Below are 14,295 nucleotides of genomic sequence, written 5' to 3' on the forward strand. Positions count from 1 at the left end.
CATCTAACGACATTCGAGAGGTCCCTCCCATGCCACCGTCTTCCTACCATGACGTAATCAAAGCCGCCGAGCGCCTGGAAGGCTTCGCCCACCGCACGCCGGTGTTCACCTCGCGTACCCTCGATGCCGAGACCGGCGCCCAGGTGTTTATCAAGTGCGAAAACCTGCAACGCACCGGCTCGTTCAAGTTTCGCGGCGCCTTCAATGCGCTGTCGCGTTTTGATGAGCAGCAGCGCAAGGCTGGCGTCGTGGCGTTTTCCTCGGGTAATCATGCGCAAGGCATCGCGCTGGCCGCGCGGTTGTTGCAGATGCCGGCAACCATCGTGATGCCCACCGACGCCCCCGCCGCGAAGGTCGCCGCTACCCGGGAATACGGTGCAAGCGTGGTGTTCTATGACCGCATCACCGAAGACCGCGAGCAGATCGGTCGCACACTCGCCGAGCAACACGGCATGACCCTGATCCCCTCCTTCGACCACCCGGACGTGCTGGCCGGCCAAGGCACTGCCGCGAAGGAGCTGCTGGAGTTAACCGGCCCGCTGGACGCGCTGTTTGTCGGCCTGGGTGGTGGCGGCATGCTCTCCGGCACCGCGCTGGCCACCCGTGCGCTGGCGCCCGATTGCCTCGTATACGGGGTCGAGCCCGAAGCCGGGAACGACGGCCAGCGCTCCTTCCAGAGCGGCAGCATCGTGCACATCGACACGCCCGTCACCATCGCCGACGGCGCCCAGACCCAGCATTTGGGTCAGCACACCTTCCCGATCATTCGCGAGCAGGTCACTGACATTTTCACTGTCTCGGACGCCGAATTGGTGGCCTCGATGAAGTTCTTCATGCAGCGCATGAAGATGGTCGTGGAGCCCACCGGCTGCCTTGGCCTCGCGGCCCTGCGAAACCTCAAGCATCAGTTCCGGGGCCAGCGCGTGGGCGTCATCGTGACCGGCGGCAACGTCGACCTCCAAACGTATGCGCAGTTGCTGAGCGCTCCAAAATGAACTTCATCCACACCCCCGCGGCCTCGGCGCCTGCCGGGCACTACTCCCAGGCCGTAAGCCATCAGCGCACGCTGTACATCTCCGGTCAATTGCCGGTGAGCCCTGACGGGCGTCATAACCTCGAGGCTTCGTTTGCCGAACAGGCTCAAGTGGCCCTGGACAATCTGTTGGCGATTTTGAAGGCCGCAGGCGGCTCACCCGCAGACCTGGTGAAAGTCACGGTGTACGTGGTGGGGGTAAAACACTGGCCTGAATTTGATGGCTTGTACGCCGCTGCGCTGGGGGATCACCGCCCCGCCCGCGCGGTGGTGCCGGTGCCGGAACTGCACCACGGCTATCTGATTGAAATCGAAGCCGTGGCGCGCTCGGCATAGGTCATTTGGCGTAGGTGTAGACCGCCGCCCGCGAGACCCCAAGGTGTGAGGCAACCGTTTCCATGGCACGCCGGATGTCCATCACGCCGGCTTCTTTCAGCTCTTGCATCAGCAGGCGCCGGTCGGCGGCCTTGAGGGCACGTGGGGTGGTCGCCAGGCGTGCAGCGAACTGGTCGATGCGCGCACGAATGGCGTCGGCACCGGACGGGTCGAGAGACTCGGCGGGCCGGTCGCCGCTGACCGAGCCGAACTGTTCCAGCATGCCCTGCAAGCCACGGAACAACGAGAGGTCGACGTTCATGCACAAGGCCGCCACGTACTTGCCGGTGGAGTCCTTGATGCCGATGGAAGTGCTCTTGACCTGACGCCCGTCGGCGAACTGGTTCTGGTAGTTGGCGATCACCTGCGGGTACTCGGGATCGGCAATCCGTGCCAGGCCCAGCTCGGTGGCCGGGTCACCCGGCTGGCGCCCGGAGAGGTTGTTGTGGATGGCCATGATTGCGTGCTGCGGGTCGCGCAGGTCGTGCAGCACGACCTCGCAAAACGGGCTGAAGGTCTTGCTCAGGCCTTCGGCAATCTGTTCGAGTTGGCTGATCAAGGCCGCTTGTTCGGGAGTGTGTTTTTTCATTCAGACAACATATCCAGTACTGGATAGACCGTCAATTTACCTTTTGGAGTGTGCGCGATGGAAACCCCGACAGCTTTGCTGGATGTGACCCGGATGCAGCGCAATATCCTGCGTATGCAGCAGCGTGCCGATGACTTGGGTGTGAGCTTGCGGCCCCATGTGAAGACCCATAAATGTGCCGAGGTGGTGGCGGCGCAAATCGCCGCCGGGGCCACGGGGATTACGGTTTCGACGTTGAAGGAGGCCGAGTATTTTTTCGACCTCGGCATTCGGGACGTTCTGTATGCGGTGGCGATGGCGCCGCATAAATTGCCTCAGGCGTTGGCGTTGCGTCGTCAGGGGTGTGCGCTGACGCTGATCACCGACAGCCTTGCCGGGGCCCGGGCGATTGTCGAGTTTGGTGCGCTGCAGGGTGAGGTTTTTGCGGTGCTGATTGAGATTGACTGTGATGGGCACCGGTCCGGGGTGAAGCCTCAGGATCCGCTGTTGCTGGAGATCGCCAGGCTGCTGTATGGCGGCGGGATGCTTGCCGGGGTGTTGACTCATGCCGGGGAAAGTTACGGGCTGGATACGCCTGAGGCGTTGCGGGCGATTGCCGAGCAGGAACGGGCGCGCTGTGTTGCAGCGGCCGAGGTGATTCGGGGGGCGGGGTTGCCTTGCTTGCAGGTGAGTGTGGGTTCGACGCCCACGGCGCTGTCGGCGGTGAGCCTGGAGGGTGTGACTGAGCTGCGGGCTGGGGTTTATGCGTTTTTTGATTTGGTGATGCATAACGTTGGGGTGTGCCGCATTGATGAGCTGGCGTTGAGTGTGCTGACTACGGTGATCGGGCATCAGGTGGAAAAGGGCTGGATCATTACCGACGCGGGGTGGATGGCGATGAGTCGGGATCGTGGGACGCAGTCGCAGAAGCGGGATTTTGGTTATGGGCAGGTGTGTACCGAGGGTGGCGAGGTGATTGAGGGGTTGCTGGTGGGCAGCGCGAATCAGGAGCATGGGGTGGCTTGGTTCGACGGGGTGGCGGTGGATGTGGTTGAGCGGTTTCCGCTGGGGACGCGGCTGAGGGTTTTGCCTAACCATGCGTGTGCTACGGGGACGCAGTTCGGCAGCTATGGCGCGCTGCTGGAGAATGGTGAGGTGCAGGTTTGGGAGCGGTTGCGGGGGTGGTAGATCGGGGGCATATCCGTTATTTGGGTGATGGCCGATATTGGTTCCGCTCTTACAGCGGCCTGAAAGCCGGCTTGAGTGTTAAAAGCAAAATCAAAAGCTAAAGCGGGCACGGTCCACTGTAGGAGCTGGCTTGCCGGCGATGGCATCAACTGGGTGTACCTGATGCACCGAGGTGTCTGCATCGCCGGCAAGCCGGCTCCTACAGAAAAGCGCTTGGTTTTTAACACTCAGGTCGGCTTTCAGGCCGCCGTGCTCTTGCTTTTGATCTTGATCTGACTGCCCCAATAAGCTCGAGGCCGAACGCAGGTATTGCGCAGCGGCCCTCGCTGTAAGAGCGAAACCATAGGTAGCCGTTACCCAGATAACGGATATACACCCATACCAAAAGAGTATCAAACCATACCAACCCGATATTAGACGAAAGCAAAACCAGCAGAGGAAACTACCCACAATTACAAAAATACCTAAAGAGTATAAAAAATGCCCACCCACTCCTCATGGATCGTACTGTCCATCACCGGCCTGTACATGCTCAGCCTGGCACTGATCAGCTACGGCGTCCGCCGCCACTCCCGCAGCGCCAACAACTACACCACCGGCGGCGGCCACTTCCCGGCGTTCCTGATCGGCTTCCTGATGCTCTCGGAATTTATCGGCACCGCAGTCAGCATCGGCACCGCCCAAACCGGCTTCAAGGTCGGCATCTCCGCCGCATGGAACCTGTTCGCCCTGGCCCTGGGCTTCGTACTCTTCGCCTGGCTACTGGCGCGCAAATACAAGGACCTGGGCGACAACACCATCTCCGGCGTACTCGCGCGCAACTACGGCCAACGCACCCGCTTCGCCACGTCGATCATCACCATCTTTGCCCTGGAGATCGTCGCCGTCTCGATCTACGCCAGCGGCGGCGCCGTATTGGCCAGCGTGATGCAAGTAGACCGAACCCTGGCGATCGTGATCGTCGGCGTAGTCTCGGTGGCATACGTCAGCATCGGCGGCATGCGCTCAGTGATCTACACCAACTTCGTCCACGCCGCCCTGAAATACCTGGGCGTCGGCCTGGCCTTGTGGTTCGGCTTGAAGCAGGTGGGCGGCATCGGCCAGCTGCAAGCGCAATTGCCCGCCAGCATGTTTGACTGGACCGCCGTGGGTTGGGGCCAGATCATCGCCTGGATGATCGCCGGGATCGGTTCGATCTTCTCCACCCAATACGTAATCCAGGCGGTGAACACCGTCAGCCACGCAGGCAAGGCCCAGCGCGCCTGCTTCTACGTGGCGGTGCTGATGGTGCCGTTCGGCATCGGCGCAGCACTGATCGGTATGTGCAGCGCGGTGCTGTTCCCCCATGTCGACTCCCTGCAAGCCTTCCCCACCCTGATCGCCAGCATGGACCAACTGACGGCCGGGCTGGTGGTGGCAGGCCTTGCCGGCTCGCTGTTCGGCACCATTTCGGCGGTGAGCATGGGCTCGGCGACGTTGTTGCTGCGGGACTTCTACGAGCCATGGTTCAACCCGGAAAAAAGCGACGCCAAGTCCCTGCGCTTCGTGCGCCTGGCGACCATCGCTGTCGGCCTGTTGCCGATTGCCCTGGCACTGACCTCGGACAAGGTGCTGATGATCGCCTTCCTCGGCAAGGCGTTGCGCGCCTCCCTGGCCGTGCTGGTGTTGATGGTGTTCTACGCGCCGAAATTCGGCACGGCGGCCGGGGCATTCCTGAGCATCATTGCCTCGTTGCTCGCGACCGTGGGCTGGTTCCTCGCCGGTAATCCGTGGGGCATCGACAACGCCTACATCGCCCTGTTCACGCCGTTGATCATCATGGGCATCAGCCATGTGACGCGCCGCAGGACACCGGCCGAACCCCTGGTGGCAGCCACGAGCTGAGGTAGGATGGCAGCCTCACCCAAAAGGAACTTGTGAAATGCTGCCGATTCGCACCCCGTTGATCCTGCACCCCGGCTTGTCTACCGCTACCCGGCGGGTCTGGCTGAAGCTCGAGAACCTGCAACCCTGTGGCTCGTTCAAGTTGCGCGGCATGACCACGCTGTGCGCCTACGCGGCGAGCCAGGGCAAGACCACGGTGGTATGCCCCTCCGGCGGCAATGCCGGGCTGGCCACGGCCTTCGCGGCGCGCGGCCTGGGGATACAGGCGCGGATCGTGGTGCCGACCACCACCCCCGAAGCCACCTGCGCACGCATCCGCCAGGCCGGGGCCGAGGTGGTGGTGCACGGTGATCTGTGGGATCAATCCAATGAGCTGGCGCTGCAACTCTCCGAATCACCTGAGGCACTGTATGTGCCGGCCTTTGATCACCCGCTGTTGTGGGAAGGCCACAGCAGCATGATCGATGAGATTCTTGAGGACTGCCCTCAGGTGGGCGCCATCGTGACCTCGGTGGGCGGCGGTGGACTGCTCGCGGGCGTTCTGACGGGCCTGGAGCGTCATGGGCGGTTCGGCTGCAAGGTGATTGCGTGTGAAACGGCGGGCGCGGCTTCGTTTGCTGCTGCCGTAGAGGCTGGAAAGCCCGTGCGGCTGGCGAAGATCGATACCGTGGCCAAGTCGTTGGCCGCGACCCAGGTGGCGGCGTGGCCGGTGCAGCATATCGGCAGGTTTGCCCATCAATGCGTGGTGTTGAGTGATGCCGACGCGATGATGGGCGTGGCGCGGTACGCCGATGATTTACGCCAGTTGGTGGAACCCGCATGTGGGGTTTCGTTGGCCGTGGCGTATCTGAAGCATGGGGCGATTGCCGGGATTGAGGATGTGGTGGTGATTGTGTGTGGTGGGGTAAGCATCAGTGCGGAAACGGTTGCCCAGTGGCAGAACACGGTCTCTCTATGATCGTTCCCACGCTCCGCGTGGGAACGCCGCCCTGGACGCTCCGCGTCTGCTCTTGAAGTCGTGACGCGGAGCGTCACAGGATGCATTCCCACGCAGAGCGTGGGAACGATCAATTCAGGCATCCTGCAGGATCAGATCCGCGCCCTTCTCCGCCACCATCAACACCGCCGCATGGGTATTGCCCGAGGTCACGTTGGGGAAAATCGACGCATCGACAATCCGCAGCCCTTGCATCCCGTGCACCTTCAGGCGCTTGTCCACCACCGACACCAGCGGGTCCGAGCCCATGGCGCATGAGCCACACAGGTGATAGATCGAGCCGCTGTTCTCGCGGAAGTACTGCAGCATCTGCTCATCGGTTTGCACCGCCGGCCCCGGCAATACCTCGGCCACCGTCACGCCCTTGAGCGCCGGCGCCTGCATGATCTTGCGCATCAGCCGGCTGCCCTGGATCACCTCGTCGATGTCCTTCCGGGTACTCAGGTAGTTGGGGTCGATCAAGGCCGCGTCCCGTGGGTTTTTCGAGGCGATGCGGATCGTCCCGCGGCTGGTAGGCCGGCACGGGTTGAAGCACAGCAGGAAGCCTGAATACGGCTCGGGCTTGAGGCTGGCCTTGTTGTTTTTCGGGATCTGGTACGACAGCGGGTTGAAGTACAGCTGCAGATTGGGGTGCGCCTGCCCTTCGTTGCCGCGAAAGAACCCGCCGGCCTGGTTGACGCTCATGGCCAGCGCGCCCTTGCGGGTCAGCAGGTATTTGAGGCCGAGTTTGACCTGGCCAAACAGCGAACTGAGCTGGTCGTTCAGGGTCGGGATATTGGCCTTGTAGTAATAGCTGGCGCAGAGGTGGTCCTGCAGGTTCTGCCCCACTGCAGGCAGGTCCTTGACCAGCGGGATGTTGTGTTCGGCGAGCAATTGCTTGTCCGCCACACCCGACAGTTGCAGGATCTTCGGCGTATCCACCGCCCCGGCGCACAGGATCACCTCCTTGCGCGCGGTAAAGGTGCGAACCACGCCGTGCTGGGTCACGCTGATGCCGGTGGCGCGCTGCTGATCGTCGAACAGCACGCGGTCTACCAGCGCATGCAACTCCACGGTCAGGTTCGGCCTACCCAACGCCGGGTGCAGGTGCGCAAAGCTGCTGGAGCAGCGCTCACCGTTGCGGGTGTTGACGTCGTAGAGGCCCGCACCTTCGAAGTTCGGCCCGTTGAAGTCATCGCTCAGGCCATAGCCCAATTGCTCGCAGCCCTTGAGAAATACATCGCAGATGGCATGGGTCTGGCCCTTCATCGGGGTGATGCTGATGGGGCCGCTGCTGCCGTGGTATTCGGTGTCGCCCAGGGGGTGATTTTCCAGCTTGCGGAAGTACGGCAGCACGTCCTTGAAGCCCCAGCCGTCGTTGCCATTGGCCGCCCAGTCATCGAAATCATGGGCCTGGCCGCGCACGTAGATCATGGCGTTGATCGAGCCGGAACCGCCCTGCACCTTCCCCCGCGGGGCATAGATGGCACGGTCGGCCAGCTGTTTTTGCGGCTGGCTGTAGTACATCCAGTTGAAGGTCGGGTTGTAGTACATCTTGGCGAAACCGACCGGGATCTTGAACCACCAGGAGCTGTCCTTGCCGCCGGCTTCCAGCAGCAGTACCGAATGCTCGCCCGAGGCGGAGAGTCGGTTGGCCAGGACGCAACCTGCGGCGCCGGCGCCGGCGATGATGTAGTCGTATGTCATTCACGGTTACCGCATAAGTCGTTTTTTTTAGCCCTTGGCGGGCGAAGTGTCTTTCACGTCAGCAGGCGTGGGCGCCATTTGCAGGTGCAGCCGCTCGCCGGTGTACGGCGTGTGCTTGCGCACCACGTCCATGTTCAGCTCCACCCCAAGGCCCGGCTCGGTGGACGGGATGATGTAGCCGTCCTCCCATTGCAGCGGCTTGGTCAGCACTTCGGCATGGAAACCGCCCCAGGTCATGATGCTTTCCTGGATCAGGAAATTCGGCGTGCACGTGGCCAACTGGAAACTCGCCGCTGCGCCGATCGGTCCGTTGTACAGGTGCGGGGCGATCTGCGCGTAGTAGGCCTCGGCCATGCTCGCGATTTTCTTGGCTTCCAGCAGGCCGCCGCAGCGGGCCACGTTCATTTGCAGGATCGATGCACCACCGGCCTGCAAGAGCTTGAAGAACTCGTACTTGGTGGTCAGGCGCTCGCCGGTGGCGATGGGAATGCTGGTCTTCGCCGCGACCTGGGCCATGGCCTCTTCCTGGCCTGGTGGCACCGGTTCTTCGAACCACAGCGGGTCGTATTTCTCCAGGCGCTTGGCCAGGCGAATCGCCGACGACGGCACCATCTGCCCGTGGGTGCCGAACAGCAGGTCGCACTTGTCGCCCACCGCCTCGCGAATCTTGCGGCAGAAGGTTTCGCAGCGTTCCAGCACTTCCAGGGAGATCTGGTGGCCGGAGTACGCAGTGTACGGGCCTGCCGGGTCGAACTTCACGGCGGTGAAGCCCTTGTTCATGTTCTCGATCGCGCATTCGGCGGCCAGGTCCGGGTCGTCGTAGTCGTACTCGCCCTTGCTGTTGACCGGGTACAGGTAGGTGTAGGAACGCAGGCGTTCGTTGACCTTGCCCCCCAGCAACTCATAGACCGGTTTGTTGGCGGCCTTGCCGATGATGTCCCAGCAGGCCATTTCCAAGCCGCTGACCACCCCCATCATGGTCAGATCGGGGCGCTGGGTGAAGCCGCTGGAGTACGCCTGGCGGAAGAAGCGCTCGATGTGGTGCGGGTCGTGGTTGAGCAGGTAGCGCTCGAACACGTCCTCGATGATCGGCAGCATGGCCTTGGGGCCGAAGGTGGCGGCGTAGATCTCGCCCACGCCTTCGATGCCGCAGTCGGTTTTCAGTTTGACGAACAGCCAATACATGCCGCCGATGTGCGGTGGCGGTACGGCGACAATATGGGTTTCAAGGGCGACGATTTTCATCTCAGGCACCTGTCTGGTTGAATTTTTTACGATTGATCCGGGCGCGCAAGGTCAGGGCCGCGAGGGTCCCGAGCACGCCGATGAAGGCGATGTAGCCGAAGTACAGGTTGTAGCCGACCTGCCCCGGGTATGTGTCGGTGAGGTAACCATTGATCAGCGGGATAAAGGTGTCCGGCAGGTAACCCACCACCGAGACGATGCCGATGGCCAGGCCGGTGATGCGCAGCGGGATGTCGCAGCTGTCGAGGATCGCCCAATACAGGCCGCGAATCGCGTAGGTCATCAGGCCGATAAAGATCACCGTGCCGATCAGTAAGCCGAGGCTGCCAATGGCCGGGAACACGATCAGGCCGACCATCGCCAGGGTCACCAGCATCAGCGCGACGATCAGCACCGAGATGTTCGAAAACTTGTCCCCCAGCCAGCCGCCGCCGATCCCGCCGATGGGTCGCATCCACAACTTGATGGTGGTGATGGTGCCGGCCATCACGGCGGTCATGCCGCTGCCTTGCAGGTAATCGGAGAAGCTGTAGGTGGCCCAGAACATGTGGTAACCGCAGAACACGATGGCGGTCACCAGCCACAGCTCGGGGATTTTCACCAGGGTGGTGAGGTCGGCGATCAGGTTGAACTTGCCCTTCTCGACCGCCGCAGTTTCGGCCATGGACTTGGGGTCCTTGAGCAGCACCAGCACACAACCAATGGCGATACACACGAACGAATACAGGTAGACCACGTGCTTGAAGCCTTCGGCCGCAGTTTGGCTGCGGGTCTCGGTGGCGTAGGCGAACAGCCCCAGGGCCACGGTCGCCAGCAAGGCTTCCACCAGGCCACGGCCGCCGTCGAGGATGCCGAAGAAACGGCCCTGCTCACTGTGATGGGCGATCATCTTCACCCGCTTGAGCACCGAAGCCCAGAAGGTCAGGCCGGTGGTCAGGCCCCAGCAGCCGAAGATGATCATCAGGCCGGTCATCGACGGCACAGTGGAGTACCAGATACCCAGGGCCCCGGTGGCCACCAACGAAAAGAAGATCAGGAAGCGTGGCGGCAGGCGATCGGCCAACCAGCCGCTCGGCAGGTAGCTGAGCAGGAAGATCGTACCGAGCATCGAGTACAGATAACCCAGCTGGCTGTGGTTGATCTGGAACACCTCGAGCATGGTGGTCTGGTAGACCTGGCGCAGGTAGAGGATCGGGTAGATCGCCCCGGCAGCCAATACCAGCAACATCAATTGGAAGTAGCGACTGGCTTTGTCGCTTTTAGCCGCGGACACGGCATCGAAACCCTGGGCAACGGGTGCAGGCTTGGACATCTTGTAGACCTCGAGCACCCACTGTGCAGGTGCCCCGATAATTGTTTTTATTGAGGTGAAGCCGGTGGTCGGTGAATCAGTACTTCATGACCACCAAACGGGTCTGGGTGAATTCAAGCATCCCGTGCTTGCCGTCATCGCCGCCCAGCCCTGAGCGTTTCCAGCCGGCGTGGAAACCCTGGTAAGGGTCGGCCGGGGTGCGATTGACGTACAACTCGCCGGCCTCGATGGCGTTGGCGACTTTCATGGCCGTGCGGTAGTTCTCGGTATAGAGCACCGACGACAGGCCGAACTGGTGATCGTTGGCCATGGCCAGCGCTTCGTCGATATCGCGGTACTTGAGCACCGGCAGCACCGGGCCGAAGATTTCTTCCTGGATGATTTCCATGTCCTGGCGGCAGGCGCTGAGCAGCGTCGGCGGGTAGAAATGGCCCGGGCCGTCGGGGAGTACGCCGCCTGTTTCCAGTACAGCACCGTCGGCGATGGCGCGCTCGACCATGGCGTGAATATTCTGCCGGGAGCTGGCGTTGACCAGTGGGCCCATCAGGCCCGCATCCGTGGCACGGTCACCGAATTTGACGGCGCCGATCTTGGCCTTGAGCAGGGCCAGGAATCGGTCATAGACGCTTTCCTGCACATACACCCGCTCGACGGCCGTGCACAGTTGGCCGCAGTGGGTGGTCTTGGAAGCGATGATGTCGCTGGCGGCTTTTTCCAGGTCGGCGTCGGCCTCGATGATCGCCGGGGTCTTGCCGCCCAGCTCCAGGGACGGCTTGGCGATGTTGGCCTTGCAGTAGTCGAGCACGATGCGCCCGGCGTTGACGCTGCCGGTCAGGGTGATCAGGCCCACGGCCTTGTGGGTGCACAGGGCGGCGGCGGTGGCGTGGTCCATGGTCAGGATGTTGATCACGCCGGCCGGCATGCCCGACTGCTCGACGGCGCGGGCGATTTCAAAGGCGGACAACGGCGTGTTGTTGCTCGGGCGCACCACCACGGTGTTGCCGGCAATCAGCGCCGGGGCGATTTTGCGCAGCAGGGTATAGACCGGGTAGTTGAACGGAATCAGGCAAGCCACGACGCCAATAGGCTCGCGTTGCAGGAACAGGTTTTCGTCCGGGGTGTCGCTGGGGATGATTTCGCCTTCGATGCGGCGTGCCCATTCGGCGTGGTAGCGGGTGATCTGGGCGGCGTAGCGCGCTTCGTTGCTGGCGTCGTCGAGGCTTTTGCCGGATTCGCTGGCCAGCGCCCGGCCTATGCTTTCAGCGCAGGTTTCGAGGGCGGCGGCGAAAGCCCGCAGGTGTTCGGCGCGCTGGATGCTGGTGAGCTTGCCCCAGGTTTTCTGTGCGCTGGCGGCGGCATCGACGGCCGCAATGGCTTCATCAGGGGTGGCGGCGGACACCCGGCCTACCTGGGCCTCGGTCGCGGGGTTGTAGACCGCGATTTGGGCGGTGCTGGCAGGTTCGGCGAAGTGGCCGTTGTAAAAGTTGCGCTCGATTTGCATATGGTTTTTTGCCCAATCGTTGTTGTTTTGCGAGTGACTTGCAGTTTTGTCATTGGGCGGGGGTTGGACAAACGATTTATTGACGGGGGTAACGTGCGGAAAATGCAGGTTAGTGGCTGATCCGTATTAATGACCCGGGTCTGAGTCTGTATTGTTCTACCCATACTTCCTACAGTGCCGCCCACTTGGAACCGTGGGAGGACTAAGCATGCAACCACCATCAACCGCACAGGCCTACAACTACAAGGTCGTGCGTCAATTCGTCATTGCAACCATCGTCTGGGGCGTGGTCGGCATGGCCATGGGCGTGTGGATCGCCTCGCAACTGGTGTGGCCCGAGATGAACCTCGACCTGCCGTGGACCACCTTCGGGCGCCTGCGCCCGCTGCACACCAGCCTGGTGATTTTCGGCTTTGCCGGCAGCGCGCAATTCGCCGCCAGCTACTACGCAGTACAGCGCACCTGCCAGGTACGGCTGTACTCGGACAAGCTCGCTGCCTTTACCTTTTGGGGCTGGCAGTCGGTGATCGTGATCATGCTGGTCAGCCTGCCACTGGGCTACACCACCACCAAGGAATACGCCGAGATCGAGTTCAGCGGCGCGGTGTGGATGACCGTGGTGTGGGTGGCCTATGCGATCGTGTTTTTCACCACTGTGGTGCAGCGCAAGACCCAGCACATCTACGTCGGCAACTGGTTCTTCGGTGCATTTATCGTGGTGATCGCCATGCTGCACGTGATCAATCACCTGTCGATCCCGGTGGACTGGTTCAAGTCCTACCCGGTGTATTCCGGGGCCACCGACGCGATGGTGCAGTGGTGGTACGGGCACAACGCCGTGGGGTTCTTCCTGACCACCGGTTTCCTGGGGATGATGTACTACTTCGTGCCGAAGCAGGTCGGGCGGCCGGTGTATTCCTATCGCCTGTCCATCGTGCACTTCTGGGCGCTGATCACCCTGTACATCTGGGCCGGTCCGCACCACCTGCACTACACCGCGCTGCCGGACTGGGCGCAGTCGCTGGGGATGGCGATGTCGCTGATCCTGCTGGCGCCGAGCTGGGGCGGGATGATCAACGGCATGATGACGCTTTCCGGGGCCTGGCATAAATTGCGCACCGACCCGATCCTGCGCTTCCTGGTGCTGTCGCTGGCGTTCTACGGGATGTCGACCTTTGAAGGGCCGATGATGGCGATCAAGACCGTCAACGCCCTCTCCCATTACACCGACTGGACCATCGGCCACGTCCACGCCGGCGCCCTGGGCTGGGTGGCGATGATCACGTTTGGCTCGCTGTACCACATGATCCCGAAAATCTTCGGGCGCGCGCAGATGCACAGTGTGGGGCTGATCAATATGCACTTCTGGCTGGCGACCATCGGCACGGTGCTGTACATCGCGTCGATGTGGGTCAACGGCATCACCCAGGGCCTGATGTGGCGGGCGGTGAACGATGACGGCACCCTCACCTACTCGTTTGTGGAAGCGTTACAGGCCAGCCATCCGGGATTTGTGGTGCGATTCGTCGGCGGGGTGTTCTTCCTCAGCGGCATGTTGCTGATGGCGTACAACACCTGGCGCACCGTGCGTGTGGCGGATTTGAAGGTGGCGCAGCTTGACGCGCAGATCGCCTGATGTGGGAGATAGCGCTGAGCCTGGCGGCGGTGATCGGCCTGTATGGCGCGGTGGAGTATTGCCTGCGGGGCCAGTCGAAGGAGAGCCTGGATGAGGCCAGCCTGACGCCGTTCGCCGATGACCCGGAAGTGGCGCGGCGGGTGGAGCTGGCCACGGGCAAGCGGGTCAACGCGGTGGCGCCTGAGGAAACAAAGCAGGACTGGGGCAATATAGAGATCTAATTGTGGGAGCGGGCTTGCTCGCGAATGCGGTGGTTCAGTCAACATATACAGCGACTGACACACCGCTTTCGCGAGCAAGCCCGCTCCCACACAAGCACCACATTGAGCGACTAGCCGCGTTCGCGGGGAATCAGGCTCTGCAACTGCAACGCCAGGAAGTTGGCATCGAAGCCGAACGTATCCGGGTCTTTCAAACCGTTGGTTTTCTTCCACAGCCAGTCGTTTTTCCCCGGCAGCAATACCAGGGAAATGCTGCCGTAGCGGGCAGCGGTCAAGCCCATCACCGACAGCGAAATCAAACCGCCGGCGCCCATCACATCCGGCACGAACTCCACCGGTTTGCCGGCGATATGGATGGTCAGTTTCTCGGTCTTGAAGGTGGAGGTCTCCACCGGCACGCTGGGGCCGGAAGCCACGTACGCCTCGCGCTGCACTTCCAGCAAACCGACGGTCTTCACAGGCGCAAGCCACTGCTCGATCTGGCCGAACAACTCGCCGATCTTCTGCGCCCAATGGGCCGACTGCACTTCGAACTGCTGTTTCTTGTGGGCTTCGCTGTCGGCGTAATGACGCAGCATCTCGCCCAGTTGTTGTACATCGTCCATTGCCGTGTTCCTTGGGTGACCCATGTTGCGAGCCTTGATCATGG

At 62.0% G+C, this 14,295-nt stretch carries 13 protein-coding genes; 7 read left to right on the forward strand and 6 right to left on the reverse strand.

Annotated features, from left to right (window positions below):
* Window positions 1-29 precede the first annotated feature (29 nt).
* Together HX814_RS11460 and HX814_RS11465 are read left to right on the forward strand one after the other, a co-directional pair.
* Window positions 30-995: a threo-3-hydroxy-L-aspartate ammonia-lyase gene (locus HX814_RS11460; RefSeq protein WP_177008509.1), complete on the forward strand. Its 966-nt coding sequence runs from the start codon at window positions 30-32 to the stop codon at window positions 993-995.
* Complete coding sequence (locus tag HX814_RS11465) at window positions 992-1,369, forward strand: RidA family protein (protein WP_177008510.1); 378 nt, start codon at window positions 992-994, stop codon at window positions 1,367-1,369. Before HX814_RS11460 ends, HX814_RS11465 begins: the two co-directional genes overlap by 4 nt.
* A gap of 1 nt (window position 1,370) precedes the next feature.
* On the opposite strand, the gene HX814_RS11470 is transcribed toward HX814_RS11465, so the two are convergent.
* Window positions 1,371-1,997, reverse strand: a complete 627-nt coding sequence (locus HX814_RS11470) for a transcriptional regulator (RefSeq protein ID WP_003212543.1) — start codon at window positions 1,995-1,997, stop codon at window positions 1,371-1,373.
* A gap of 57 nt (window positions 1,998-2,054) precedes the next feature.
* On the opposite strand from HX814_RS11470, the gene HX814_RS11475 reads away from it, so the two are divergent.
* The 3 genes from HX814_RS11475 (at window position 2,055) to HX814_RS11485 (ending at window position 6,006) form a co-directional block, all read left to right on the forward strand.
* Window positions 2,055-3,164, forward strand: a complete 1,110-nt coding sequence (locus tag HX814_RS11475) for a DSD1 family PLP-dependent enzyme (RefSeq protein ID WP_177008511.1) — start codon at window positions 2,055-2,057, stop codon at window positions 3,162-3,164.
* A gap of 480 nt (window positions 3,165-3,644) precedes the next feature.
* Complete coding sequence (locus tag HX814_RS11480; protein WP_008432557.1) at window positions 3,645-5,048, forward strand: sodium:solute symporter family protein; 1,404 nt, start codon at window positions 3,645-3,647, stop codon at window positions 5,046-5,048.
* A 37-nt stretch (window positions 5,049-5,085) separates the two neighbouring features.
* Window positions 5,086-6,006 carry a pyridoxal-phosphate dependent enzyme gene (locus HX814_RS11485; protein ID WP_177008512.1) on the forward strand — a complete coding sequence of 307 codons (921 nt, stop codon included), beginning with the start codon at window positions 5,086-5,088 and terminating at the stop codon, window positions 6,004-6,006.
* Between the two features lie 114 nt (window positions 6,007-6,120).
* Here the strand turns inward: HX814_RS11485 and HX814_RS11490 are convergent, their stop codons facing one another.
* From HX814_RS11490 to aldA, 4 genes are all read right to left on the reverse strand, one after another.
* Window positions 6,121-7,731: a GMC family oxidoreductase gene (locus tag HX814_RS11490; protein ID WP_177008513.1), complete on the reverse strand. Its 1,611-nt coding sequence runs from the start codon at window positions 7,729-7,731 to the stop codon at window positions 6,121-6,123.
* A 27-nt stretch (window positions 7,732-7,758) separates the two neighbouring features.
* The gene (locus HX814_RS11495) at window positions 7,759-8,976 is read right to left on the reverse strand and encodes a mandelate racemase/muconate lactonizing enzyme family protein (RefSeq protein ID WP_008432553.1); all 1,218 of its coding nucleotides are present in this window, start codon (window positions 8,974-8,976) and stop codon (window positions 7,759-7,761) included.
* Window position 8,977: 1 nt separating this feature from the next.
* Complete coding sequence (locus tag HX814_RS11500; protein ID WP_008432552.1) at window positions 8,978-10,288, reverse strand: nitrate/nitrite transporter; 1,311 nt, start codon at window positions 10,286-10,288, stop codon at window positions 8,978-8,980.
* A gap of 76 nt (window positions 10,289-10,364) precedes the next feature.
* The gene (aldA, locus tag HX814_RS11505) at window positions 10,365-11,789 is read right to left on the reverse strand and encodes an aldehyde dehydrogenase (protein WP_177008514.1); all 1,425 of its coding nucleotides are present in this window, start codon (window positions 11,787-11,789) and stop codon (window positions 10,365-10,367) included.
* Window positions 11,790-11,997: 208 nt separating this feature from the next.
* Here aldA and ccoN point away from each other — a divergent pair, with 208 nt between their 5' ends.
* Complete coding sequence (gene ccoN, locus HX814_RS11510; RefSeq protein WP_177008515.1) at window positions 11,998-13,425, forward strand: cytochrome-c oxidase, cbb3-type subunit I; 1,428 nt, start codon at window positions 11,998-12,000, stop codon at window positions 13,423-13,425.
* Complete coding sequence (locus tag HX814_RS11515) at window positions 13,425-13,646, forward strand: cbb3-type cytochrome c oxidase subunit 3 (protein ID WP_177008516.1); 222 nt, start codon at window positions 13,425-13,427, stop codon at window positions 13,644-13,646. Before ccoN ends, HX814_RS11515 begins: the two co-directional genes overlap by 1 nt.
* Window positions 13,647-13,756: 110 nt before the next feature.
* Here HX814_RS11515 and HX814_RS11520 read toward each other — a convergent pair whose 3' ends face one another.
* A complete protein-coding gene (locus HX814_RS11520; RefSeq protein ID WP_003212554.1) occupies window positions 13,757-14,251 on the reverse strand; it encodes a hypothetical protein in 495 nt (164 codons plus the stop codon).
* Window positions 14,252-14,295: the final 44 nt, after the last annotated feature.

The organism is Pseudomonas sp. C8002, assembly GCF_013385765.1.
Taxonomy (GTDB): Bacteria; Pseudomonadota; Gammaproteobacteria; order Pseudomonadales; family Pseudomonadaceae; genus Aquipseudomonas.